Consider the following 22,755-nt stretch of genomic DNA (forward strand, 5'->3'; position numbering starts at 1 on the left):
CTGAAAACCGGGAGACTGGAGGGATTGAAATGTATCAGAATGGGTTGATCCTGGAAGGCGGCGGTATGAAAGGAATTTATACTGCCGGCGTCCTGGAATATTTCATGGAAAAAGACCGTTATTTTCCTTATGTCATCGGGGTATCTGCGGGGGCCTGCAATGCAGCTTCGTACCTTTCCAGACAGCCGGGACGCAACAGATCGGTGATGATCGACTATCTCAACCATCCCGATTACATCTCGCTGCGCAACCTGATACAAAAAAGGGAGCTCTTTGGCATGGATCTGATTTTCGATCAGATTCCGAACGAGCTTCTGCCTTTCGACTTCCAAGCATTCCATGCTGCGGAAGAACGCTTTGTCATCGGCACGACGGACTGCCTGACCGGAAGTCCGGTCTATTTCGAAAAAAATGACTATCCGAATGACATCCTGTCAATCATTCGGGCGTCCAGCTCCCTGCCCTTTATGTCGAAGGCGGTTTCCCATACGGGCCACCTGCTGATGGACGGCGGAGTCGCAGATCCTATTCCCATCAGGAAAGCGGTGGCTGACGGTGTCGAAAAACCGGTTCTCATCCTGACAAAAGGCAAAGGCTACCGGATAAAACCGTACCGCTTTCCAAGAACGACGCGTTATTTCTACAAAGATTATATGGGCTTGACCCACGCCCTCGAAATGCGCTGGAAAGTGTACAATGAAACGATGGAAGAAATAGAACGGCTGGAACGGGACGGCAAAGTATTTGTCATCCGGCCTTCCAATTTGATCACTGTCAGACGCGCTGAACGGGATCCGCACAAGCTTGAGCTGATGCACAACCAGGGTTATTCAGACGCCCAGCATGCCTATGAAGCGATGGAACACTGGCTGCAGGCACCCGCTCTTAAATCCCTGTAAATTTGGTACCGTATAAAGATTGCTTTACAACCAATCAACGATACCAGGGACCCAATTGCAAGGGAGAACAGGCAATTTCGCCGCTTCTGGCACTGGCGGGAACTTTCCTGGCTCTTTACCTCCGGCCTCTCTTCGGGCTGTTGGTGCCAAAATCCAATGATTCCGTATGTTGACGTAATGAACAGATAAAAAAAGGCTTGAGCGATGCAATCCATCGCTCAAGCCTTTTTCCTGTTATTAAACACCTCTTTTATTCCCCCACACCAACGCATGGAGCTGCGGCAGCACTTTCACATCATTCATGATGGAAGATTCCGTACTGAGGTCAATCAGCCACGCATACCGCTCGATCAAACGGGATGCAAGCCGGGCATCGTCGATGGTCGTGATGTCATCATTCCCCACCTGCAGGAAAAATGGGGTTTTGGGGTAGCGGAGATGAAGCTGTCCGGCATAGTCAAAATCTGTTTCATCGAAAATCACGATCTTTAAACTGGCATTTGCATTCTCCAGTTTCCCCATAAATCCATCCAGTTTACCGAAATCCGTTACCATGCCGGAACTCGGAGGCTTGGGCGAAAGGGTGATGTCATCCACTTCTAGCAGCCAATCCTGCCATATCGTCGCCTGTGTCTCCACCGCCACTTTCCAGCCTTCCTGGTGACATAAGCCGATGAATTCGCCAATGCCTTTGTGAAGAAGCGGATTTCCACCCGAAATCGTCACATGGGAAAACCGCTGTCCCCCAATTTCTTTCAACTCTTCGATGATTTCCTCCGGCTGGCGGGAAAAACTTTTTCCCGAACCGTCCCAGGTAAAACTGGAATCGCACCACGAGCAGGAATAATCACAGCCCGCGGTCCGGACGAACATCGTTTTTTGGCCAATGACCATCCCTTCCCCCTGAATCGTCGGACCGAATACTTCCATTACAGGAATCTTCATCGCACTTCCTCCTGTTGGGGCCGGTATATGACGTAGCTTGTCGGTGTTTCCCGCACAATGACCTGGAGACAGACCGGTTTGTTGTCCCGCGTTTCCAGAATCGCCTGAATCGACTGCCAGATTTCTTCCGCCAGCCGTTCCGTAGTCGGGAACTTGCCACCAAATTCCGGATGGTCGTTCAGAATCGTATGGTCGTACTTCTTATGGATGGCATCTTTCAGCAATTTGAAATCTATTAAAAAGTCGGAAGCATCCAGCCGGTTCCCTGCCACCGTAACATTTACAAAATACGTGTGGCCATGCACCGACTGGCATTTCCCCGCTTCTTCATGCGGAATGAAATGGGCCGCGGAAAAATTCATGTCTTTATTCAATTCAAATCGGTAAGCATGCGGCACGGTTGGGTAGAATTGCTGCATCATTTCGCCACACCGCCCGGCTTTGTCGCCAGATATGCTTTCAGGCCTTCACTCCGCAGCTCGCATGCCGGACAAGTGCCGCAGCCGCTGCTGGGTAAGCCATTATAGCAAGTGAGCGTTTTTTCCTGCACAAAATCAAGTGCGCCCAAAGTATCCGAAAGTTCCCATACCTGTTTTTTGTCGCGCCACATCAGCGGCGTGTGAATGACAAACTGGGCTTCCATCGCCAGGTTCAATGTCACATTCAGCGATTTGATGAATGTATCCCGGCAATCCGGATAGCCGCTGAAATCCGTTTCGCTCACTCCGGTGATGATATGTTTCGCGCCGATGGTCTGTGCGTATACGGCGGCAAACGACAGAAACAGATGATTGCGCCCCGGCACGAACGTCGAAGGCAATTCCCCTTCCTTCGCATCCACCGGGATTTCGTCCCGTGTCAGTGCATTGGCGGACAGTTGGTTGATCAATTTCATATCCAGCACCTGAAACGGCACTTCCAGCTCTTCTGCAATGCGGCGTGCATGCTCGATTTCCGCCGCGTGGCGCTGGCCGTAATCGAACGTGATTGTGGTTACTTCCTTGAATTCGGCTAAAGCCCAGAAAAGACAGGTTGTACTGTCCTGGCCGCCGCTGAAAACGACGACCGCCTTTTCGTTCTTCATTTATAACAGCTCCTTAGTTTTTTTAAGAGGGATTTCGCGAACCTCTATGATATGAACATTTTTCATAATACCACATTTCATACAAAGTGCATGGAGAATGGGGGTGTTCCGAAAGAACCGGCTGAAACTTCGTCACCTCCTCCCTCAAGTGCGTCGAAAATGACGGCGCGGTCCACAAATGTCCTAATTTACTGAAAATTGGATTACAATAGAAGAAAGAAGTTGAATGCGCGGCAACGGCAGGTGCACAGCCTGCCTCCTGCGCCACACTCCTCAACCGCGGAATACAAGGGAGATGAGCAAATGGGGAAATGGAGAACACATATTGAACTGATCGCCGCCATCCTATCCGGAATTTTAATCGTCATTGCTTATATTCTCGAGACCCAATCCATCGAATTGTGGTCAGTCATCACCTATCTGGCGGCCTTTGGGATCGGCGGCTATGCAAAAGCGAAATACGGCATCCGGAAAACGATTGAACACCGCAAACCGAATGTGGAGTTGTTGATGGTGCTTGCCGCAGTCGGCGCATCCATCATCGGTTACTGGACAGAAGGTGCCATTCTGATTTTCATCTTCTCGCTCAGCGGAGCACTCGAAACCTATACGATGAACAAAAGCCGCAAGGAAGTTTCGGCGTTGATGGAAATTCAGCCGGAAGAGGCATGGCTGTTAAAAGACGGCAATACTTCGCGGGTCTCCGTTTCTGCTCTGCATGTCGGCGATGCGCTGGTGGTCAAACCGGGTGAACGCATTCCGGCGGACGGCAAACTGCTGCGGGGCCACACAGTTGTAGACGAGTCATCCATCAGCGGGGAATCGATCCCTGTCTCAAAAAATGCTGCAGATGAATTATTCGCATCCACGGTCAATTTAAGCGGCGCCATCACTATGGAAATGACGAAACCGAATTCCGAGACACTGGTGCAGAAAATCATCGATCTCGTGCAATCTGCACACAGTGAAAAGCCGCCATCCCAGCAGTTTGTCGAACGCTTTGAAGGCCAATATGTAAACGTCGCCTTGATCGTATTCGCACTGTTGCTGTTTGTCCCCCATTACTTATTCGGCTGGAGCTGGGATACCACGTTCTACCGGGCCATCCTCTTTCTGGTTGTGGCTTCTCCCTGCGCTCTGGTGGCTTCGATCATGCCGGCGACACTGGCAGCGATTTCGAACGGGGCAAAAAGCGGAATCATCTTCAAGGGCGGCGTCCATCTGGAGAACCTGGGTGCAATCCGGGCAATCGCCTTTGACAAGACCGGCACCATCACCCGCGGACGTCCGGAAGTCACCGATTTCTCGCTGCGGGAAGACCTCGACGCGGATTCGATGATGGCCATCATTGCAGGCATTGAAATGCAGTCCAATCACCCTCTTGCCAAGGCGATTACGGATTTTATCCAGGAAAAGGGCATCGAACCGTTAAAGAACCTCCAAATAACCGACGTTCCCGGCAATGGACTGAAATCCATCTTTGAAGGCGAAGAAATTCGCATCGGCAAACCTGATTTTGTCGACATCAATGATGCTGAAGCATTTCAGGGCGGTGTTTTGAACCGCTGGGCCGATGAAGGGAAAACAGTGACCTTCGTCAGGGACAGCAAAGGCATCGCGGCCGCCATTTCCCTGAAGGATACGGTCCGCGACGATGCGAAAGCGACGATTAAAAAGCTGCAGAAAATGGGCATCTACTGCATCATGCTGACGGGTGACAACAAGAAAACCGCCAAAGCCATCGCGGAGGAAAGCGGGCTGGACGCTTATATCGGCAGTTGTATGCCGGGAGATAAAGTCGAAGAGCTGAGAAAATTGCTTGACCGGCATCAGTATGTCGCGATGATCGGGGACGGCATCAATGATGCTCCGGCTCTCGCGATTGCCACGACCGGCATTGCGATGGGAGAAGGCACCGATGTCGCACTGGAGACTGCGGATGTCATCCTGATGAAGAATGACCTGTCCCGCATCGCCTACTCGATCCGGCTCGCCCGGAGGATGCAGCGGATCATCAAACAGAATATCGTGTTCTCGATTGCCGTCATCATCATGTTACTGATCTTGAATTTCATGCAGTCGATCACAATCCCGTTTGGTGTCATCGGACATGAAGGCAGCACAATCCTGGTTATTTTGAACGGCCTGCGCATGCTGAACCGGAATATATGAACACAAAAAAACGGTGCCGGCAGATTTTCTGCCGGCACCGTTTTTGCGTTCAATAAAGCGTAATTTTCACAGGATATCCGACCAGATCTTGATGGCTGTGCCGAGAATCAGCAGGCCCAAAATCCATTGAAGATACGTCGTATTCATCTTCTGGCCAAGCTTCGCGCCAATCGGTGCCGCAATGATACTTGCCACCACCATGATTGCTGCGGGACCGTAAAGGATCTGATCTGTCACAATCTTGCCGAAGGTCGAACCGATGGAGGAAATGAAAGTGATCGCGAGCGATGTCGCAATGGTCATCCGCGTCGGGATTTTCATGACCACGAGCATAATCGGCACGAGGATGAAGGCCCCCGCCGCTCCGACAATGCCGGCTGCAATACCGACGATGAACGCCAGTCCGGCTGCAAACCATTTACTGAAAGTCACCTGATCGAGCGGGATATCGTCGACTCCATTTTTCGGCATGAGCATCATAATAACCGCCAATGTCGCCAAAATGGCATAGACGAAGTTGATGGCCGCTTCCGTCAGAAGAGTCGAACCAAAGCCGCCGATAAAACTGCCGACCAAAATTGCCCCACCCATATAAATGATTAATGTTCTGTTCAAATAGCCGCTGCCGCGGTATGCCCATACCCCCGCAATTGTCGCGAAGAATACCTGAATGGCACTGATACCGGAGACTTCATGGGCACTGAACGCTGTAAAACCGAGCATGACCGGTATATACAGAAGCATCGGGTACTTGATGATCGAGCCGCCGATGCCCACCATTCCGGAGACGAAGGAACCGAGAAAACCGATAAGGAATATTACGATAATAAAATCAAAACTCATAAAAAACACCTTTCCAGACAAGCAATTTCACTTTTCTATTCCATTTCTATTGATTACTAACCCCATTATCCCCCCCAGGGTAAAATTTAGAAACCATCCTGCTCAAATGAGGTGGAACTTTACAATACTGAAATAATTTTGTTGCAAACGTAATATATGGAGGGCTCATTGGGTAAAAAAAATCAGCCACTTTCTCTTCGAAAAGAGAAAGGGCTGATTTTTGCATCACTAGTCTGCAAAGGGATAGATTTGTTCCAATTCTCCGGTTTCCATATGGAAAATGAAGCCCGATACCTCAACGCCTTCCCCAAGTTGCTGGTATACCGGGTGTTTGAGCAATTTCTCTACTTGGCTGAGAACATTTATCCTGGCCAGTTCGTTGAGGCTCGGTTCCGTCTCCCTCGTTTTTTCCGGCAAGCTTCGCCGGATATGGCCAAGCCACTTCTGCAGCTCCGGATCTTCGTTTCCTTCCCAGGCCGCTTTGACGCCGCCACAGCCGGTATGTCCTTTAACGACAATTTTTTTGACGTTTAAATGCTTGATCGCATAAAACAGGCTGGCGGAAAAGCTTTCGTCCTCTTCCACTACCTGGTTCGCGATATTGCGGTGGACAAACATGTGGCCAAGCGGCATCTGCGTAATGACCGACGGGCTGACACGGGAATCGCTGCAGGACAGCAAAAAGTATTCAGGCGTCTGCCCTTTTTTCAGTTCATCAAAATACGAAGGATCCTCTGCTTTGATCTTTTGGACAAATTCTTCGTTCCGCTTTTTCAGTTCAGTGTTCTTCATCCCTGCCCCTCCTTTTGTTTGATGGAATTCAGGGCATCCTCCACGTTCAAGTAATGGATCCGGTCACCATACTTGGCTTCCCAATCCGCCTTGTACAGAACATCCAGAACCGTATTCTTGATCCCGGCAAAGACGATTTCCACTTCTCCGGAATGGCATTGTTCCATCAACCCTTCCAGTGCATGAACAGCTACGGCATCGATTGAATTGATGCTTGAAAAGTCGAAGACTACCCACTTTGTCTCGGGTTTTTCCGAAACTCTTGAACATAGTTCATCTTCCAAAAACGTCATGTTGGCAAAGTAGAGGGACGCATCGACACGGAAAATCAGGATTTCCGGATCAGTTTTTGCTTCCGGATAGCGTTTTGTATTGCGGTAAACTTTCTGTTCCGGCAAATACCCCAGTTCCGCTACATGCGGATAAGCGCTGCGGCGAATGAACACCACTAGAGAAAATATAGCCCCTATGATGATGCCCTGCTCGATTCCGATCAATAATGTCGCAAGGAACGTCAGCACCCATGTCCAGCCATCCACTTTATTGACTTTAAAGAGGTATTTCGCTTCTTTTACATCAATGAGGCTGTAAACTGCCACCATAATGATAGCTGCAAGAACAGCGTTCGGCAGATAGTAGAACAATCCTGTAAAGAACAGCAGGGTCAAGATGAGGAGAAACGCCGTGATGAGCGTTGCAAGCGGTGTTTTCGCTCCCGCCTGATAGTTGACGGCAGAACGCGAGAACCCTCCCGTTACCGGATAGCCGGCGAAAAACGAACCGCCGACATTGGCGAGCCCAAGCCCGACCAATTCCCGGTTCGGATCGATTTTGTACTTTTCTTTCGCTGCAATCGCCTTAGCCATCGCAATCGATTCCATATAGCCGATAAACGAAATTGTCAAAGCAATCGGCAACAAAGCGAGCATTGCATCCAGTTGAAATACCGGCATTGACAAGGACGGCAGGCCTGCAGGCACTTCACCGACAATTTTCACGCCCTGCGCCTGCAAATCCAGCAAATAGACAGCCAATATGCTGAATACGACTACAACCAGCGGTCCCGGAATTTTCTTAACGTATTTCTTCATCAAAATCAGCAGAAGAATGCTGCCAAGTCCGATGGTCAGCGTCACCGGATTGATTTCCGATGCTCTTTGAACCGTTTCCGAGAGGATTAAAAAGACATTTTTTTCAGCTTCAAGGCTGACGCCGATCAATTGCTTCAACTGGCTTAAGCCGATGATGATCGCTGCAGCGGAAGTGAATCCGCTAATGACGGCATGGGACAGGAAATTGACGATAAAGCCCAATTTAAATGCCCCTAATAAAAACTGAATGGCCCCGATCATGAGCATGAGCAATAACACGAGTGAAATGTATTCATCTGTACCAGGTTCCGCCAGCAGCGAGACCCCCGAAAGTACAAGCAACGACACCATTGCAACCGGGCCGACTGCAAGCTGCCTCGATGTACCGAATAAGGCATAAATGATGAGTGGGATGGTCGAAGCATAAAGGCCGATCACCGGCGGCAGGCCGGCGAGCATTGCGTATGCCATCCCTTGTGGAATGAGCATGATCGCTACAATCAGACCGGCATTCAAGTCACCGCTCAAGTCTGATTTTTTATAGCTCCCCATCCACTCCAGAGCCGGAATCCATTTTTTCAGCAAAACTGTTTCCTCCTTTTGAATAAGCGGGGTATAGAATGCAAGATGATTCGGTTACAGACATTCGCAAAAACACCAACGCCTATTTGCAGGAGGAAAACGCTGCTGCTGTTTCTTCTCCCGCCATTCCATTATCTTGCTTTCTCAACCGCTCCGATAGTAAAAAAAGTATAAAGAAAAGGACATCAGACGATGCCCTTCATTCTTCAGCCCTTTTGAATCCAGAACTTCAGCACGTCGCCTTCTTCTTGAGAATCCAATAGTTCATGGCCGCCGGATTTTGCCCAGGCAGTCAAGTCGGCTTTTGCCCCTTTGTCAGTAGCAAGAATCTGCAATACCTGGCCAGACTCCAATTCTTTCATTTCCTTGCGTGTTTTTACGATCGGCATTGGACAAGCCAAGCCTTTTGCGTCTAGAATTTTATCTGCGTTCATCAAAATCTCTCCTTTGGGTTTGTGTAGATTGATAGAGCTAATAATCGATATTCCGCAAAACAGCTTCGCTTTCCTGAAACCCGTGCTCCTGCATCGCTGCGCTAGCTTCGTCGCAAAGCGCCGGCCGAATTACATTCGGCCACACTTGGCTCGCGTCGAGCTAACTCGGGCTATTCGCCCGAGTGGATCTCGCCACTTCGCTTGGTCCCCCAGGAGTCTTCGCTGTTTTGCTTCATATCTTTAAATAATTTTCTCAGCGCCGGCGCGCCTATGGAGCAGGCGAATGCCGACGGAGCAATAAGACGAGTGGTCTTCTCGGCTTATTGCGGGAGCTAAGGTCGCCAAACGAAGATGGCGTACCTTTGCGACGAGCTGTGCGCAGGAGCATAATCTTTGCCCTGTCCTAAGCGCCGAAGCGTCTTTTAAGCCAGTTTTTTATTTTAAGAAATTACCGTACCGCGCAGCGGTTTGGTCCGATTTCCATTTCACGCTGAACTTCGTCGTCAGGTGTGATTTTGCCCATGTTGACCTGGCGGATATCCTGATAAGCATTTGGCTGTGGTGGTAAGTTCTTCGTCACCATGTCACGGAACTCCTGCTCATCTTCAATATTTAATCCGTGATTTTCTTTGAAAAGGTCACCCAATTTTTTCGCGACGCTTCCGTCTGCGTTCAACTCATCCATAATCATGAAGTGAGCCGGCAAGACGATCAGCTCGTCAGCGAGTTCTGCATAGCGGCTGTAAAGGGATTCACGAAGATCGCCTACCCAGTCTTCCGCAAGGCCGGCAAGATCCGGGCGTCCGATGGAATCGATGAATAGAATGTCGCCTGTCATCAAGTATTGATCGTCAACGATGAATGATGTTGAGCCGATCGTGTGTCCTGGTGAGTACAATGCTTCGATTTCAATTTTCGCGTCGCCAAGCGACACTTCAAGACCATTGACCAGTTCCGTATATTCGAAGACCACTTCTTCCGCGTCAGCCGGCGGCAAGTAATACGTTGCGCCTGTTGCTTCCGCGATGTGGCGTCCTCCGGAAATGTGGTCTGCATGAAGATGCGTGTCAAAGATGTGCTTGATTGTTGCACCTTTTTCCTGCGCGAAATCCAAGAAGACATCAGTCATGCGTGTTGCATCGATAACAGCGGCTTCACCGTCGGAGATTGCCATGTAAGACAGGCAGCCTTTGCCGATACGGACGAATTGGTACAATTCCCCGCCGTTTTTCAAATCGCCGACTTTCACTGGCTCCAGGTGTTCACTCCATGCTTTCATGCCGCCTTCAAGATAAGCTGAATCGACGCCTTCTTCTGACAGCATTTCCGCTACCATGACAGAAGATCCCTCTTTCGCACAAACGACAAGAATGTCTCTGTCTTTCGGAAGTTCTGAAGCCACTTCTTCGACACCGTCCAATAAGTCGAAATAAGGTGTGTTCAAATACTGGATGTTGCCACCTTCAATTTTCCAATCGGCGAATGCATCACCGTTACGGACATCGAGGATGAACAATGGCTCATTGTCAATTACTTTTCTTGCCACTTCTTTGGCTGCCATAGCTTTTACAGTCATATTTAAATACCTCCACCAGTTTATTTTTAGTTAAGTTCATTCAGATTAGAACGTTAGGGTAACGTCAGCGTCTTTTGCAAATTCAAGGAATGTTACCGCTCCGCCAACTTCAATGCCGTCAACAAAAGCTTCTTTTTTGAGTCCAAAAACGTCCATCGTCATTTGGCAGCCGATAAATTTAACGCCAAGTTCCTGCGCCATTTCAACCAGTTCTGTTACAGCCGGTACATTCGAATTTTTCAATCCTTCAGCCATTGCTTCCTTGCCTGCCGGAAGCGCCAATTGGCCGTATGCTTCTTTGTTGATGAGGTTCAATCCTTCGAATGTAAAGAAGATTGCCACCTCGTGATCGCTTGCTGCTGCTGCCGTTGCGATATTGTAAACTTTATAAGCATCGAATAATGAACCGTTTGATGCGATGATTGCTGTTTTTCCTGCCATTTCATATTCCTCCATTGTAGTAAAATTTATTGTGCCGCTCTTTATGCTTTGCTTTGTTCAGTCGAGCCGTCCCATTGGGTCATGCCCTCTACTGCATTTTTCACACGGCCGAAACCTTTTTCAGCCAATTGTTTTGCAGCAAAATCGCTGCGGTTGCCGGTGCGGCAAATTACGAATACTTCTTTTTCCGCATCCAATTCCTGTGTGCGGTTTTCCAGTTCACCAAGCGGAATCGATACAGCTCCCTCGATGTGGCCGAATGCATATTCTGCAGGTTCCCGGACATCCAGGACGATCACATCGTCACGGCCCAGCTGTTCCTGCAATTCAGCGTTTGTCAAAGTATGCGGGAAAGCGACTTCTTCTTTTTCTTCTGCTTGGTCTGCTTTGCGCAAGTAATGTTTCAGCACATCGCCTTCTTCAAACGTCCCAAGATATTGGTTGCCGCTGCTTTTTGCCCACGCTTTAATATCAGCAAGTGACCCTTTATCCGTAGCTTGCACTTCGATGACCTGGCCCGGTTCGAGCTCGTTCATCGCTTTTTTTGTACGTACGATCGGCATCGGGCATGCAAGCCCTTTTGCATCGAGTAATTTATCCGTTTGTATCATTGAAATTCCTCCTAATTACCCGCAGGGGTATATTTTTAGTTAAAAAATTTTATATACTCTGGTAACCGATATTCCGCAAAACAGCTCCGCTTGCCTGGGGGCTCGCGCTGAGCTAACTCGGCCTCGTTCCACTTCGTCCGAGTGGATCTCAACACTTCGCTTGGTCCCCTGGGCGTCTTCGCTGTTTTGCTCCATATCTAAACTATTTCTCTCATCGCTGAAACAGCCTAGAGCAAATCTATTAAATCTTTCTTACTTCGTCGGGCCGTCCCAGTCCATCATGCCACCGTCCATATTGATGACGTTATAGCCCCGGTCTGCAAGAAGGCTTGCCGCCATTCCGCTTCGGCTGCCTGAGCGGCATACCATGATGTGTTCTTTGGATTTATCGATATCCTGCAAACGGAACTCCAGAAGTCCCAGAGGGATATTGACGGCACCAGGAATTTTCCCGGCCTTCACTTCTTCTGTTTCCCGTACATCAATGATTGAAACATCTTTATTAGTATCCATATATTCTTTTACTTGTTGTGTTGTCATGCGATTCATTGCTTTTCCTCCTTCGGATTAAGGGCGGTAACTTCCCATGCCGCCCCTTACATTGATCACCTGGTCGAATCCTTTTTTCTTCAGAATTCCTGCTGCTTTGCTGCTTCTCATGCCGCTTTGGCAAATGACGTACGTTTCTTTGTTGGCGTCAAGTTCACTTGTACGGCCAGGAAGTTCATTCAATGGAATGTTCTTGAATTCCTTGATGCGGTTCGCCTTGTATTCAGCCGGCGTCCGGACGTCGATGAATTGCTTGCCTTTTTTCTTGAGTTCGGGCTTCAGTTCATCTGTCGAAACGGATTTTACACCTTTTGCTCCCGACATCGCGCGGTAACCGATAAAGACGATCACAGCTCCGATTAAAATCATTAACCAAGTATCCATGATTTCCCTCTTTTCCGTTTCATCCTATTAGATGAACAAGTTTACGTTGCCGTTTTCGGCATCTGCCAGATAAGCGGCTACACCTGCGTAATTTACATCGTCCAGCAATTCTTCCTGTTTCAGTCCAAGAAGGTCCATCGTCATTGTGCATGCCACAAGTTCGATCTCCTGTTCCTGCGCCATTTCAATCAGCTGCGGCATCGTCATGGCATTGTGCTTGTTGATGACTTGTTTGATCATCTTCGGTCCCATTCCGCCCATGTTCATATTGGACAAGCCCATTTTATCTGCGCCGCGGGGCATCATCTTTGCAAACTGCTTTTCGATGAAAGATTTCTTCACCGCCGGCGGATTGTCTTTACGGAGTGCGTTCAATCCCCAGAATGTATGGAAGATGGTCACCTTATGATCATAAGCTGCTGCGCCGTTTGCAATAATGTAAGCGGCCATTACCTTGTCGTAATCTCCACTGAATAATACGATGTTCGTTGATTTTGTCTGTTCCACTTCTTTGTTTCCCCCTGTCATTATACCCCTAGGGGTATAAAAAAGTCAAAATAAAAAATCACCGGCCAATGCAACAAAGAAACTAAAATACCTATAGGGGTATACTAACATCCAAAGGGAAACTTCGTCAACCCCTAAGTTTGACGAAGTTCCTTATCTGCTTTTGACGAGCAGGCTGACGGCATCTTTTACCAGCTGATCGGTGCTTTCGCCTTTGTCGATGCTGTTGCGCACACACTGTTCGAGGTTTTCGCTGACAATAACCCCAATCGCGCGGTCAACTGCACTCCGCACAGCGGACAATTGCATCACGACATCCTGGCAGTCGTCATTTTGCTCGACCATGCGCAGCACGCCTTTCAACTGGCCTTCAATTCTTTTCAATCTATTCTGGACTTGTTTATCGTATTCCATCATTTTTTTGCCTCCCTGTTATCATGGATATCAATAATATACTACCCATTATATACCCCTTTGGGTATAAATTCAAGCATTTGGCCTGCCACTTCAAAGAGGACAATTCAATCGCCTCAACCTGTTTTCGGCATGGATAACAATAAGATACTACCCACTATATACCCCTAAGGGTATAAAATCAAGTATTTGGTTTGTCATTAAAAAAACGGATAATCCATTGGCCTCAGCCTATTTTATGGCTGTTGATTGCAGGCGTCAAGGATTATCCGTTTCTTCTATTTAGACAGCGCAGTTATTCGGCCCTGTCTCCATTTCTTTTGCTTCATCCAGCGGCGGGTTGATCTTGCCCATATTCGTTTGGCGGATCTCTTCATAGGCATTCGGCTGATCTTTCAAACCTTGCGTCACCCGTTTGATGAATTTGGCTTCATCCTGAATCTGCAGGCCTTCGTTGTTTTCGTAAAGGACCGATAGTTTTTCAGAGATGCTGCCGTCTTCATTCATCTCACTGACTTCGGCGTAATGGGCCGGCAGGACAAGCAGGTCCTGAGCCAGTTCCTTATACCGGCGATACAGCGTTTCATACAAATCATCAGCCCAGTCTTCCGCTTTACCCGCAAGATCGGGACGTCCGATTGATTCGACAAACAGAATATCACCGGTCAGCAAATACTTACTGTCGACCACAAATGTTGTACTGCCGATTGTATGCCCCGGGGAGTACACCGCTTCGATTGTCGTGCTGCCGACTTCGAGTTTCATGCCATCGGTGACCGGCTCAAAACCGAAGACGACTTCTTCCGCATCCTCCGGCGGCAGGTAATACGTTGCACCGGCTGCTTCCGCCAGCTTTTTGCCCCCAGAGATATGGTCTGCATGCAAATGTGTGTCGAGGACGTATTTGATCTTAATGCCTTTTTCTTTTGCAAACTTTTCGTAGTTTTCCGTCACACGGCTGGTGTCGACAACAGCCGCTTCACCGTCCGACTCAATCAGATAGGACAGGCAGCCTTTGCCCAGGCGGACAAATTGATAAATCGCGCCGCCCTTTACTTCACCGATTTTGACCGGTTCGAGCTGTTCACTCCAGGCAGCCATGCCGCCTTCAATGGAATAGACATTGCTGAAACCGTTCTCCTGCAGATAGTCAGCGGCTTTTTGCGAGTCGTTCCCTTTGGCGCAAATCGTATACAGCGGCTGGTCTTTCGGCAGCTCGTTCAGTTCCGCTGAATCAGAATCGCTCAGCTCCTTGAACGGGATATTGATCAAATTGACCTTATCCCCTTCAATATGCCAGTCTTCCGAAGCTTCTTTGGTTCGCACATCCAAAATGTGCACTGGTTCCCGGCGGAAAACCTCATCCGCGACATCTTTTGCTGCTACAAATTTTACAGTCATACAGTATTCCTCCTATTTATATATATAGTAGTTTTTTACCGTACGGGGTATCCATTCAGCCAAAAAATATCTTTTCCTATACGGTCTTGTCGATACAGCCGATCAACCGCTCTTCAATATCCACAGCGATTTCTTTGATCGAATCTTTTTGGACCATCTCGATCAACGCACTCGGTTTCGGCATGCCGATCTTCGTAGTTCCATCTTTTTCATAAACGACAATTTTGCACGGCAGGAAATAACCGGCGAGCAGATCTTCCGAAAGGACCCGATCAGCTTCCTGCGGGTTGCACACTTCGAGTATCGTGTAAGGCGTGTCAAAGCCCGTCCCTTTTTCCTGGAGCTTGGCAGTCAGATCGAAATTCCACAGAACACCGAATTTCTCTTCCTTTAAATTCGCTTCGAGGTCACGTACTGCTTCGTCTTTGCTTTTGCTTGTTTCAACTGTGTAATCAAACATTGTTTTGCTCCTCTCCATTGTGTAATCCTTCTCTTGATAAATTTCCCTTATTCAGCCGGCTAAAACATTTTTCAGTAAACTCGTCCGTTTTCCCCAGAGGAAAAATACCGAACAACTTTTTCTTCGAGCCACCTGCTTCGACGGATTCCGCTGTACAATAAATGCGCTTTTTCCGGAGTAACCCACTCAACCATCCGCCTCACCCTTCATACCCTTTGGGGTATCTACACCCTTAGAGTATCGCTATATTTACTGAGACACAACCCTTACGACTCGGTCATGGATGAAGGCTTACTTTCAAGGAAAGCAAAACCAATATGACCTCCACCCCTTTTTTGCAGCGCTGGAAAAATAGAAAACAGTCCGCCGAAGCGAACTGTTGCTCAACACTTAAGATTTTATGGTCCGTATGCGCTATCCAAAGCGCAGAGCCCCAATTTAAAGTTATACCTTTTTAATACCGGCACTTTTGAGAAATCTTATTAGTTCCGTGTTGAACCTCTCGGGCTCGTCAACGTAAGTGCCATGTCCACTGTACTTGAATGGCACTAAAACAGACTCGGGAATCCTTTTTCCCATCTCTTGTCCAAGTGCAAAGTCACAAATTCGGTCTTTCTCCCCGTGGAATATAGCAGTTGGCACGGTAATGCCCGGCAGCTCATCCCGCAGGTCTTCATCCCGCAATGCCATCGCAGATTGGATGGTGGCATGAGGGGCCGCTTCAAGCCCCAACATGCGGAACCAAAGCAGGAATTCAGGAGACTTTTTCTTTTCGAAGAGTATATCGGTGAATTTGGATAAGAAAAGCGGACGGTCCCTTTTGATTTGCTCAATAATGAGATCCATCTCTTTCGGTATCATATTGTGTTTAAAATCGTCGCGTTGAGTAAACACCGGAGCCGCTGCTGACATCAGTAATAATTTATCGATATTTTCCTGACCGAACTTCGTTATGTACCGGATTGCAATTGGGCCGCCCATTGAAAATCCGGCCAACACAAAATTTTGGAGGTTCAGGTGATCGACCACTGCTTTGATGTCAGTAGCAGCCATGTCGTAATCGTACCGGGACCAGGGTCTATCTGATTTTCCGTATCCACGCTGATCGATTCCGATGAACCGGAAACCATTTTCAGCAAGTTCACTGACTTGTCCTTCAAAAGTTTTGTGGTTCAGAGGCCAGCCGTGAATAAATACAAACGGTTGCCCTTCCCCAATATCTTCTACATACACCTTTACTCCATCTTCCACTTCAATATAATGTCCCAAGCCTTATGCCTCCTTCACTTTTTCAACTTCCACTTCCTTTTCCTTTATTCAATAATCATAAACTTCACTGGATTGCCTTGCTGCAACGGAAGACGGTCCGGCTGCTTCCAACATATGCCGGCAATCCTCATCATTCCGCCAACGCCCGTTTGACTGCCTGAACGGCATGAATCTGTGCGGTGTCAAACAAAGGCACATCCGCATCTTCCGGTTTGATCAACAGCCCGATTTCCGTACAGCCAAGAATGATGCCTTCAGCGCCTTCAGTTACGAGATCCCGAATCGCCTGCTGGAAGAATTCTTTGGACGTCTGCCGCAATTCCCCTGCCACCAATTCCTCGAAGATGATGCGATTGATCTCGTCCCGCTGTTCGGTCTCCGGCACCCCGACTTCTATGCCGTGCGATTCGATGCGCAAACGGTAAAAATCCTGTTCCATGGTATAGCGCGTACCGAGCAAACCGACTTTCGTCAGGTTACGGCGACCGATTTCCTCAGCCGTCGTGTCGGCAATATGGAGCACCGGAACCGAGATCTTTTCTTCGATGTGTTCTACTACCTTATGCATGGTATTTGTGCAGATGACAATAAAATCTGCACCCGCCTGCTCCAGTTTGTACGCCACTTCGCTCAGCTGTTCGCCCGCCTGCTGCCACTCCCTGGCGGATTGAAGCCGTTCGATTTCCGCAAAATCCACGCTGTAAAGCAGGCATTCCGCCGAATGCAGGCCACCGAGACGCGCATTCACTTCCTTATTAATCGTCCGGTAATATTCCAGCGATGATTCCCAGCTCATGCCGCCGATCAGGCCGATTGTTTTCATGATGATTCCTTCCCCCTTTGAACAAACTGTTTAACCTTCATCTTTCCCCATTGAAAAACCTTCAAACAATCTGCCACCGTGCGGCTCCATCACGGTGTCCGCCAATTCAATGACGCCTCGTTTATTGCCATGGCGGTAATACTCATCAAATGCAGCCACATAGCGGTCTGCAAAATTCCGGTCGTACTGCTTCAATGACCGGACAATCCACTTTGACGTGCCGACCCAATGGCCCTGCGTCCGCAATTCGAATTCAGCGAGCAGTTCGGCCAGCGTGCCGGCGATAAAAATTCCCTCGCCCCGGTCAGTGCAGCCGATAAAGTCATCGAGTGTGTCCGTCAGGAAATAACGTTTCGACTGAATCGTGCCGGCCGGCCACTCTTCCGGCCCCGCGTCCAACAACTCCTGCGCCTCCCGCTTTATGGCCTCCAGCACGCCGGTGTCCCGCAGCACGATGCCTTCTGCCACCATGCGCGGCATCGATGGCCTGGCGCGCGCTGCGTCACTTTCAAAGTATGCCTGGTACGTTGTCAGATTGTGGACGAACACTTCGATCCGCCAATCAAATTCGACCAGCGATTCCCGGTAGGAGGCGGATGTCTGGCTGTCGAACACGACAATATCCAGGTCCGAAGTGTCGGTTGCCTCGCCGCGCACCGCGCTGCCGGCCAATAATGCCGCCTCGCAGTCCGGAAAATATTTTGCTGTGAACTTTCGCGCCGCTTCGAGCGGCGCTGTTTTGTCTGTGATGGCCATTTTCGGTTGTCTCCTTGTGCTATGCCTGCTAATGCGGCAGTAATGTGAGGCAATTGGATATGCCTTCCAGTATTCTTTCTATTGAAAGGGGCGATTTCCTTTTAAATTTCTTTTATTGGTGCCAATAAAATATGGGGTTGTGCTGATTTCGCCCGTTTTTTGTCGAAACAGCTTGCCTGACTTGTTTAACTGACACCTTTTTCGGTAAATCTGATGGGAAAATGAAGATCTTATGCAGCGGCCTAGCGTTTTTCCGCGTTCAGCTGATTAATTCCGCGTTCAGGAAATTAATTCCGCGTTCAAAAATTTATTTCCGCGTTCAGCCGCTTTTTAGGCGAAATTGCCATTGCTCATGCCATAGAAAAAAGCCGGCTGCACTCGGCAGCCGGCTTTCTCTAAAATCTATAGTCCCGCGCTCAGCACGATTTCGCCCTGCGGCAATTCGTTGCCGGGTTGTGGTTCCAGCGTAATCGCGATGGTATCCCATTCTTCGGTGTTGTTGTCGATATTGAAATACGTTGCGCCTTCGCCGTCGGCATTCGTCGTAAATGCGCCGGCCGGAATCGGAGTGTCGCCTTTGATCAGCCAGACCTGGTAAACTTGCTCGCCTTCAAGTACGGCAAGCTGCTCTGCTGTGACGACCAGATTGAGTGCGCCGTCCTGTTCTTCAATGACTGCCGCTGTTGCGTCGCCGTCAAAGCCTTCGCTCGGCTGCAGGTCAATCGACTGGAACGCGGTCTCCGGTTGCGTCGGTGCCGGCGCCGGATCCGCCTGTTCCTGCTGCAATTGCATGAACGCATAGGCGTTGCCGAGCAATGAAACGAGCAGTACTGCAGCGATTGCCGGTGTCCACCAGACACGCTTTCTGATAGGTTGTGTCATCTGCATCACTTTCTCTTCTTCGACTTCATCACGCGGCTTACGGTCTGACGATTCCGACTCAGCGTGTGAAGAACTTGATGCTTTGCTGCCTGCCGTTGCTCCTGCAGCGGCGGACGAGGCGGATGAAGTGGATGAACTGTCGGTCGCGACGTCTTCTGCGAAAACATTCGACAGGATCCGTGATTTCATTCCCGCAGGTGGAACTGCCGGTTCTGAAAGATAAGGGAGCTGCCCGGTTGCGTCCGCGATTTCGCGGCATTCGTCACAAGTCTTCAGGTGTTCTTCGAATTGGCGTGTTTCTTCGTCTGATAAAGTGCCGTTCAAATAGTCGATCAATAGATCGCAATGTTCGTTATTCATCGATAGCCCCCCTTTCCTGCATCCCGTGCAGTGATTTCTTTAGTTTGCTGAGTGCCAGCCGGATCCTGCTCTTGACGGTTCCGAGCGGCAACCCGCATATTTCGGCGATCTTTTCGTGAGTATGTCCCTTGAAATAAAACAATTGAATCATCTCCTGCTGCTCCGTGGATAATTGGGATACGGCAGCTTGGATTTGCTCTTTTTCATCCTGCCATTCAGCCGTCTTCTCGACACTCGAGTCTTTACTCGGCATCTCTGCGACTTCATCAATCGGCACGGTCACTTTGCGCTTGCGTATCAAGTCGATCGCGGAATTCTGCGCCATGCGGAACAGCCAGGAAGTGAACTTCCCTTTGCTGTCATCGTATTCGCCGATGCCCCGCCAGATTTTGATGAAGACCTCCTGCAGGGCTTCTTCCGCCAGGTCGCGGTCCTGGGTCATTTTATAGAGAAACGAGAATAGAATCTTTTCGTACCGGTCATACAAACATTCAAGCGCATCTTTATCTTTTTCTTTTATGCGCGAGTATAGCAACGTATCGGAACTTTTCTCCATGGATGTTCTCCTTTAATTTCATGTGTCATAGTACAAGCTTACTATATCCCGGCAGATTGGAGATAGTCCTGGCCGGTTTTATTTTTTATAAGCTTACCCACTTAACGTGCAAAAGCCCGTTTTAGATCAGTTTGACAATAAATTCCGGGTTTCTTCCTTATATAGAAGAGTATTTTATAACCGATATTCCGCAAAACAGCTTGCTTGCCAAAACCCGTGCTCCTGTCTCTGCATCGCTTCGCTAGCTTCGAGACATGGAGGAGCGTTGCATCGCTTCGCTAGCTTCGTCGCAAAGACTCGGCCGAACTACCTTCGGCCAACTCTTGGCTTGCGCTGAGCTAACTCGGGCTCGTTCCACATCGCCCGAGTGGATCTTGCACTTCGTCGGCATCCGCCTGCTCCCCATGGCGTCTGCGCTATTTTGCTCCATATCTTTAGAGAACTCTTATACGACGTCACCCGGGTGCAGAGAAAAGAAATTGAAGTTTTCCACCACAAAACTGATCCAAATCTCCACTTTCCCCGTTATGCCTTTAAGAAACTAATTCAGAGGAGTTGTTGGCAGATGAAATTCAGAAAAATTTTGGCACCGATATTGGGGACAGCGCTGCTGGTTCCGTCAATGGGCATGGCAGTAAACGCAGAGGAAGGTTCACCGGTGGAGACGAGCGGCGTGGAATTGCGCGCAACGCTGGATTCGCTGTTGTCAGAGCATTACGCACTGGCTGTGGATTCAATGATGAAAATTTACGACGGGGATGCAGCAGCCGAAGCGGCGATGGCCGCACTTGATGCCAACGCGGCAGACATGGAGCCCGTGATTGCTTCCGTTTACGGCGAGGAAGGCGGAGCTGCTTTTACAGACATTTTCGATAAGCACAATACCGGCACCGATGAATACGCAATGGCCGTGAAAGCGGGCGACGAAGCGGCACAAGAGGAAGCATTGGTAGAGATCCAGTCATTCGTTGATGAAATGGGCGCTTTCCTTGGAACCGCGACGGAAGGCAACCTGCCGGAAGACGGCGCGACTGATGCACTTCGCGCACATGAAGATTTTGTTCAGAACACATTTGATCTATATGTAGACGGTGACTATGAAGCTTCTTACACTTCTTACCTGGAAGGCTTCAAACAGATTTTCGGAGCGGGCAGTGCCATCAGTGGCGCCATCGCAACGCAATTTCCGGATAAATTCACCGACCCGAATACCGAAGCCGGTGATTTCCGTTCAACGCTCAGCCGCATCGCAGCAGAGCATTTTGCGCTGGCACAGTTGAGCATGGCTAAAGGCTATAACGGTGCGGCAGACTTTGACTTTGCCGACTGGGCACAGGATCAGAATACCGCGGAATTCCAGGCAGCCATCGCTTCCGTTTACGGCGAGGAAGCGGGCACACAATTTGCGGGCCTTTGGAACAATGACCACATTTCCATACAAAGCGACCTGGCAACAGCACAGGCAGCAGGCAATGAAGACGACATTCAGCAGGCACAATCCGCGCTGATCGACACTTTCGCTGAAGAACTAGGTGCATTCCTGAGCACGGCAACGGAAGATCGTTTACCGCAGGATGAAACAACTGCTAATATTGCAGCACACGAACAATCCGTCGTCGATACTTTCAGCCAGTACGCTGCAGGCGACTATGAAGCTTCTTATACCACGTACCGTGAAGGGTACACGATTGTCTTCGCTATAGGCAAAGGCTTGAGCGGCGCCATCGTGGACCAGTTCCCGGAAAACTTTGAAACAGCAGTTCCCGACAAAATGCCGGCTACCGGCCTTGGCGGATCAACTGGCGGCACCAACACGATGATGATCTGGGTGGCCATGAGCACGTTGATCTTACTGGCAGCCGGAACTATCACGTACCGTCAGAGACAACAATAAACGAACAGGAAAGGAGCTTGGGCGATGAAACAATTTTGGACCATGGCGACAGCAGTGATACTTTGCGCAGTGCTGTTCGTCATCCTCAAGCCGATGGCGGAGGAACCGACATTTGAAGAAGACATCGCGCAGCTTGACCTCCCTGCGGAGACCGAACCGGCGCCGGCGGAGCAATTGGCTTCCGAAGAGGAAATCGACAAAATCGCCGAATTCCCAATCATGCCGGAACAGCGTGAAAAACTGCAGGAATTGCAGAAGCAACGCCAGCAAAGCATTCAGGGCATGGTGCCGGCACGCGTGACCGTTCCGTCAATCGGAGTCGATGCAGCCATTGAAGCGACCGGCATTCTTGATAACGGCGAAATGGGCGTACCGGACGTCAATCAGGTCGGCTGGTTCGAGCCCGGCTACAAAGTCGGAGCGAAAGGCCATTCAGTCCTGGCAGGACATGTCGATGGACCGGCTGGACCAGCGATTTTCTATCATCTTGATAAAGTGAAAGTTGGCGAGAAAGTCACCGTCACCGACAAGGATGGCCGTGAAATGGTTTATGTCATCCGTGAAAAGGCGAGTTATCAGGCAGAGGAAGCACCGATTGAAGAAATATTCGGCTCTTCAGACAGTCGCCTCCTTAACTTGATCACCTGCAGCGGCGACTTTAACGGCAACACCGGTGCATATGAAGACCGCCTGGTCGTGACAGCCGAGCTGATTTCCGACTCAAGCGTCCAGGACAAACAGCCGGAAGCGCCGACGGAAGTCGTCGCGACTTCGTTCAACCTTTCCTGGCACGCGGTGCGCGATGACGCCATTATTGGCTACCGCGTCTACGAAGAAGACATCAACAGCGGCGAAATGACGAAAATTGCCACCGTGTCGCTGTTCGACCGCAAGAAAGTCGAGATCGAAGCGGATGACACGAAACGCTATTATGTCTCAGCCGTCGATGTCGATCTGAACGAATCGGAAAAGACCGAAGCAAAATAGGACATGAACCACCTGAAAAACCGCCATCCGGCTGTCAGCACGT

The 22,755-nt window shown here is 49.5% G+C and carries 25 protein-coding genes, 1 pseudogene and 1 riboswitch; of the genes and pseudogenes, 5 read left to right on the forward strand and 21 right to left on the reverse strand.

Annotated features, from left to right (window positions below; genetic code table 11):
* Window positions 1-29: 29 nt before the first annotated feature.
* Both DIJ65_RS02815 and DIJ65_RS16480 read left to right on the forward strand, forming a co-directional pair.
* Window positions 30-899 carry a patatin-like phospholipase family protein gene (locus tag DIJ65_RS02815; protein ID WP_071152262.1) on the forward strand — a complete coding sequence of 290 codons (870 nt, stop codon included), beginning with the start codon at window positions 30-32 and terminating at the stop codon, window positions 897-899.
* A gap of 83 nt (window positions 900-982) precedes the next feature.
* A pseudogene (locus tag DIJ65_RS16480) lies at window positions 983-1,072 on the forward strand (YeeE/YedE family protein); the annotation flags it as partial.
* Window positions 1,073-1,136: 64 nt separating this feature from the next.
* Here DIJ65_RS16480 and queE read toward each other — a convergent pair.
* The 3 genes from queE to queC are packed head-to-tail and all read right to left on the reverse strand — an operon-like array spanning window position 1,137 to window position 2,928.
* The gene (gene queE / locus DIJ65_RS02825) at window positions 1,137-1,844 is read right to left on the reverse strand and encodes a 7-carboxy-7-deazaguanine synthase QueE (protein WP_071152260.1); all 708 of its coding nucleotides are present in this window, start codon (window positions 1,842-1,844) and stop codon (window positions 1,137-1,139) included.
* Window positions 1,841-2,266, reverse strand: coding sequence for a 6-carboxytetrahydropterin synthase QueD (gene queD / locus DIJ65_RS02830; RefSeq protein WP_071152259.1), 426 nt, complete (start codon window positions 2,264-2,266; stop codon window positions 1,841-1,843). Before queD ends, queE begins: the two co-directional genes overlap by 4 nt.
* The gene (gene queC / locus DIJ65_RS02835; RefSeq protein WP_117299389.1) at window positions 2,263-2,928 is read right to left on the reverse strand and encodes a 7-cyano-7-deazaguanine synthase QueC; all 666 of its coding nucleotides are present in this window, start codon (window positions 2,926-2,928) and stop codon (window positions 2,263-2,265) included. The genes queD and queC overlap by 4 nt, the downstream gene beginning before the upstream one ends.
* A gap of 7 nt (window positions 2,929-2,935) precedes the next feature.
* Window positions 2,936-2,979, reverse strand: a riboswitch (PreQ1 riboswitch).
* Window positions 2,980-3,231: 252 nt separating this feature from the next.
* Here queC and DIJ65_RS02840 point away from each other — a divergent pair.
* Window positions 3,232-5,100, forward strand: a complete 1,869-nt coding sequence (locus DIJ65_RS02840) for a heavy metal translocating P-type ATPase (protein WP_117299387.1) — start codon at window positions 3,232-3,234, stop codon at window positions 5,098-5,100.
* Between the two features lie 66 nt (window positions 5,101-5,166).
* On the opposite strand, the gene DIJ65_RS02845 is transcribed toward DIJ65_RS02840, so the two are convergent.
* From DIJ65_RS02845 to DIJ65_RS02930, 18 genes are all read right to left on the reverse strand, one after another.
* Complete coding sequence (locus DIJ65_RS02845) at window positions 5,167-5,943, reverse strand: sulfite exporter TauE/SafE family protein (RefSeq protein WP_117299385.1); 777 nt, start codon at window positions 5,941-5,943, stop codon at window positions 5,167-5,169.
* A 228-nt stretch (window positions 5,944-6,171) separates the two neighbouring features.
* Window positions 6,172-6,735, reverse strand: coding sequence for a carbonic anhydrase (locus DIJ65_RS02850; protein ID WP_071152258.1), 564 nt, complete (start codon window positions 6,733-6,735; stop codon window positions 6,172-6,174).
* Window positions 6,732-8,411: a SulP family inorganic anion transporter gene (locus DIJ65_RS02855; RefSeq protein ID WP_071152257.1), complete on the reverse strand. Its 1,680-nt coding sequence runs from the start codon at window positions 8,409-8,411 to the stop codon at window positions 6,732-6,734. Before DIJ65_RS02855 ends, DIJ65_RS02850 begins: the two co-directional genes overlap by 4 nt.
* A gap of 203 nt (window positions 8,412-8,614) precedes the next feature.
* A complete protein-coding gene (locus tag DIJ65_RS02860) occupies window positions 8,615-8,842 on the reverse strand; it encodes a sulfurtransferase TusA family protein (RefSeq protein ID WP_071152256.1) in 228 nt (75 codons plus the stop codon).
* 448 nt (window positions 8,843-9,290) lie between these two features.
* The gene (locus DIJ65_RS02865) at window positions 9,291-10,418 is read right to left on the reverse strand and encodes an MBL fold metallo-hydrolase (protein ID WP_117299383.1); all 1,128 of its coding nucleotides are present in this window, start codon (window positions 10,416-10,418) and stop codon (window positions 9,291-9,293) included.
* 45 nt (window positions 10,419-10,463) lie between these two features.
* Window positions 10,464-10,859, reverse strand: coding sequence for a DsrE/DsrF/DrsH-like family protein (locus tag DIJ65_RS02870; protein ID WP_117299381.1), 396 nt, complete (start codon window positions 10,857-10,859; stop codon window positions 10,464-10,466).
* 41 nt (window positions 10,860-10,900) lie between these two features.
* Window positions 10,901-11,470, reverse strand: a complete 570-nt coding sequence (locus DIJ65_RS02875; RefSeq protein WP_117299379.1) for a sulfurtransferase TusA family protein — start codon at window positions 11,468-11,470, stop codon at window positions 10,901-10,903.
* Window positions 11,471-11,722: 252 nt separating this feature from the next.
* Complete coding sequence (locus DIJ65_RS02880; RefSeq protein ID WP_117299377.1) at window positions 11,723-12,019, reverse strand: rhodanese-like domain-containing protein; 297 nt, start codon at window positions 12,017-12,019, stop codon at window positions 11,723-11,725.
* 18 nt (window positions 12,020-12,037) lie between these two features.
* Window positions 12,038-12,403 (reverse strand): rhodanese-like domain-containing protein, encoded by a 366-nt coding sequence (locus tag DIJ65_RS02885; RefSeq protein ID WP_117299375.1) that lies wholly within the window; start codon window positions 12,401-12,403, stop codon window positions 12,038-12,040.
* A gap of 27 nt (window positions 12,404-12,430) precedes the next feature.
* Window positions 12,431-12,910 (reverse strand): DsrE/DsrF/DrsH-like family protein, encoded by a 480-nt coding sequence (locus DIJ65_RS02890; protein WP_260678684.1) that lies wholly within the window; start codon window positions 12,908-12,910, stop codon window positions 12,431-12,433.
* Between the two features lie 153 nt (window positions 12,911-13,063).
* The gene (locus tag DIJ65_RS02895) at window positions 13,064-13,324 is read right to left on the reverse strand and encodes a metal-sensitive transcriptional regulator (protein WP_117299633.1); all 261 of its coding nucleotides are present in this window, start codon (window positions 13,322-13,324) and stop codon (window positions 13,064-13,066) included.
* Window positions 13,325-13,606: 282 nt separating this feature from the next.
* Window positions 13,607-14,725 carry an MBL fold metallo-hydrolase gene (locus DIJ65_RS02900; RefSeq protein ID WP_117299371.1) on the reverse strand — a complete coding sequence of 373 codons (1,119 nt, stop codon included), beginning with the start codon at window positions 14,723-14,725 and terminating at the stop codon, window positions 13,607-13,609.
* 76 nt (window positions 14,726-14,801) lie between these two features.
* A complete protein-coding gene (locus DIJ65_RS02905; protein ID WP_071152170.1) occupies window positions 14,802-15,185 on the reverse strand; it encodes a DUF302 domain-containing protein in 384 nt (127 codons plus the stop codon).
* Window positions 15,186-15,629: 444 nt separating this feature from the next.
* A complete protein-coding gene (locus tag DIJ65_RS02910; protein ID WP_071152172.1) occupies window positions 15,630-16,454 on the reverse strand; it encodes an alpha/beta fold hydrolase in 825 nt (274 codons plus the stop codon).
* Window positions 16,455-16,584: 130 nt separating this feature from the next.
* Complete coding sequence (locus tag DIJ65_RS02915; protein WP_071152173.1) at window positions 16,585-17,277, reverse strand: aspartate/glutamate racemase family protein; 693 nt, start codon at window positions 17,275-17,277, stop codon at window positions 16,585-16,587.
* Between the two features lie 30 nt (window positions 17,278-17,307).
* Window positions 17,308-18,033 (reverse strand): nucleotidyltransferase domain-containing protein, encoded by a 726-nt coding sequence (locus DIJ65_RS02920; RefSeq protein ID WP_117299370.1) that lies wholly within the window; start codon window positions 18,031-18,033, stop codon window positions 17,308-17,310.
* A 402-nt stretch (window positions 18,034-18,435) separates the two neighbouring features.
* Window positions 18,436-19,275: an anti-sigma factor gene (locus DIJ65_RS02925; RefSeq protein ID WP_071152174.1), complete on the reverse strand. Its 840-nt coding sequence runs from the start codon at window positions 19,273-19,275 to the stop codon at window positions 18,436-18,438.
* A complete protein-coding gene (locus DIJ65_RS02930) occupies window positions 19,268-19,831 on the reverse strand; it encodes an RNA polymerase sigma factor (RefSeq protein ID WP_071152175.1) in 564 nt (187 codons plus the stop codon). The genes DIJ65_RS02925 and DIJ65_RS02930 overlap by 8 nt, the downstream gene beginning before the upstream one ends.
* Window positions 19,832-20,396: 565 nt before the next feature.
* On the opposite strand from DIJ65_RS02930, the gene DIJ65_RS02935 reads away from it, so the two are divergent.
* Together DIJ65_RS02935 and DIJ65_RS02940 are read left to right on the forward strand one after the other, a co-directional pair.
* On the forward strand, window positions 20,397-21,725 hold the full coding sequence (locus tag DIJ65_RS02935) for a hypothetical protein (RefSeq protein WP_071152176.1): 1,329 nt from the start codon (window positions 20,397-20,399) through the stop codon (window positions 21,723-21,725).
* A gap of 24 nt (window positions 21,726-21,749) precedes the next feature.
* A complete protein-coding gene (locus tag DIJ65_RS02940) occupies window positions 21,750-22,712 on the forward strand; it encodes a class F sortase (RefSeq protein ID WP_071152177.1) in 963 nt (320 codons plus the stop codon).
* Window positions 22,713-22,755 lie beyond the last annotated feature (43 nt).

The organism is Planococcus salinarum (genome assembly GCF_007004625.1).
Classification (GTDB): domain Bacteria; phylum Bacillota; class Bacilli; order Bacillales_A; family Planococcaceae; genus Planococcus; species Planococcus salinarum.

Bases quoted from the DNA above. Each gene is read 5' to 3' on its own strand.
- DIJ65_RS02815 (WP_071152262.1), top strand. From the start codon at position 30: ATGTATCAGAATGGGTTGATCCTGGAAGGCGGCGGTATGAAAGGAATT.
- queE (WP_071152260.1), bottom strand. From the start codon at position 1,844: ATGAAGATTCCTGTAATGGAAGTATTCGGTCCGACGATTCAGGGGGAA.
- queD (WP_071152259.1), bottom strand. From the start codon at position 2,266: ATGATGCAGCAATTCTACCCAACCGTGCCGCATGCTTACCGATTTGAA.
- queC (WP_117299389.1), bottom strand. From the start codon at position 2,928: ATGAAGAACGAAAAGGCGGTCGTCGTTTTCAGCGGCGGCCAGGACAGT.
- DIJ65_RS02840 (WP_117299387.1), top strand. From the start codon at position 3,232: ATGGGGAAATGGAGAACACATATTGAACTGATCGCCGCCATCCTATCC.
- DIJ65_RS02845 (WP_117299385.1), bottom strand. From the start codon at position 5,943: ATGAGTTTTGATTTTATTATCGTAATATTCCTTATCGGTTTTCTCGGT.
- DIJ65_RS02850 (WP_071152258.1), bottom strand. From the start codon at position 6,735: ATGAAGAACACTGAACTGAAAAAGCGGAACGAAGAATTTGTCCAAAAG.
- DIJ65_RS02860 (WP_071152256.1), bottom strand. From the start codon at position 8,842: ATGAACGCAGATAAAATTCTAGACGCAAAAGGCTTGGCTTGTCCAATG.
- DIJ65_RS02865 (WP_117299383.1), bottom strand. From the start codon at position 10,418: ATGACTGTAAAAGCTATGGCAGCCAAAGAAGTGGCAAGAAAAGTAATT.
- DIJ65_RS02870 (WP_117299381.1), bottom strand. From the start codon at position 10,859: ATGGCAGGAAAAACAGCAATCATCGCATCAAACGGTTCATTATTCGAT.
- DIJ65_RS02875 (WP_117299379.1), bottom strand. From the start codon at position 11,470: ATGATACAAACGGATAAATTACTCGATGCAAAAGGGCTTGCATGCCCG.
- DIJ65_RS02880 (WP_117299377.1), bottom strand. From the start codon at position 12,019: ATGAATCGCATGACAACACAACAAGTAAAAGAATATATGGATACTAAT.
- DIJ65_RS02885 (WP_117299375.1), bottom strand. From the start codon at position 12,403: ATGGATACTTGGTTAATGATTTTAATCGGAGCTGTGATCGTCTTTATC.
- DIJ65_RS02895 (WP_117299633.1), bottom strand. From the start codon at position 13,324: ATGGAATACGATAAACAAGTCCAGAATAGATTGAAAAGAATTGAAGGC.
- DIJ65_RS02900 (WP_117299371.1), bottom strand. From the start codon at position 14,725: ATGACTGTAAAATTTGTAGCAGCAAAAGATGTCGCGGATGAGGTTTTC.
- DIJ65_RS02905 (WP_071152170.1), bottom strand. From the start codon at position 15,185: ATGTTTGATTACACAGTTGAAACAAGCAAAAGCAAAGACGAAGCAGTA.
- DIJ65_RS02915 (WP_071152173.1), bottom strand. From the start codon at position 17,277: ATGAAAACAATCGGCCTGATCGGCGGCATGAGCTGGGAATCATCGCTG.
- DIJ65_RS02920 (WP_117299370.1), bottom strand. From the start codon at position 18,033: ATGGCCATCACAGACAAAACAGCGCCGCTCGAAGCGGCGCGAAAGTTC.
- DIJ65_RS02925 (WP_071152174.1), bottom strand. From the start codon at position 19,275: ATGAATAACGAACATTGCGATCTATTGATCGACTATTTGAACGGCACT.
- DIJ65_RS02930 (WP_071152175.1), bottom strand. From the start codon at position 19,831: ATGGAGAAAAGTTCCGATACGTTGCTATACTCGCGCATAAAAGAAAAA.
- DIJ65_RS02935 (WP_071152176.1), top strand. From the start codon at position 20,397: ATGAAATTCAGAAAAATTTTGGCACCGATATTGGGGACAGCGCTGCTG.
- DIJ65_RS02940 (WP_071152177.1), top strand. From the start codon at position 21,750: ATGAAACAATTTTGGACCATGGCGACAGCAGTGATACTTTGCGCAGTG.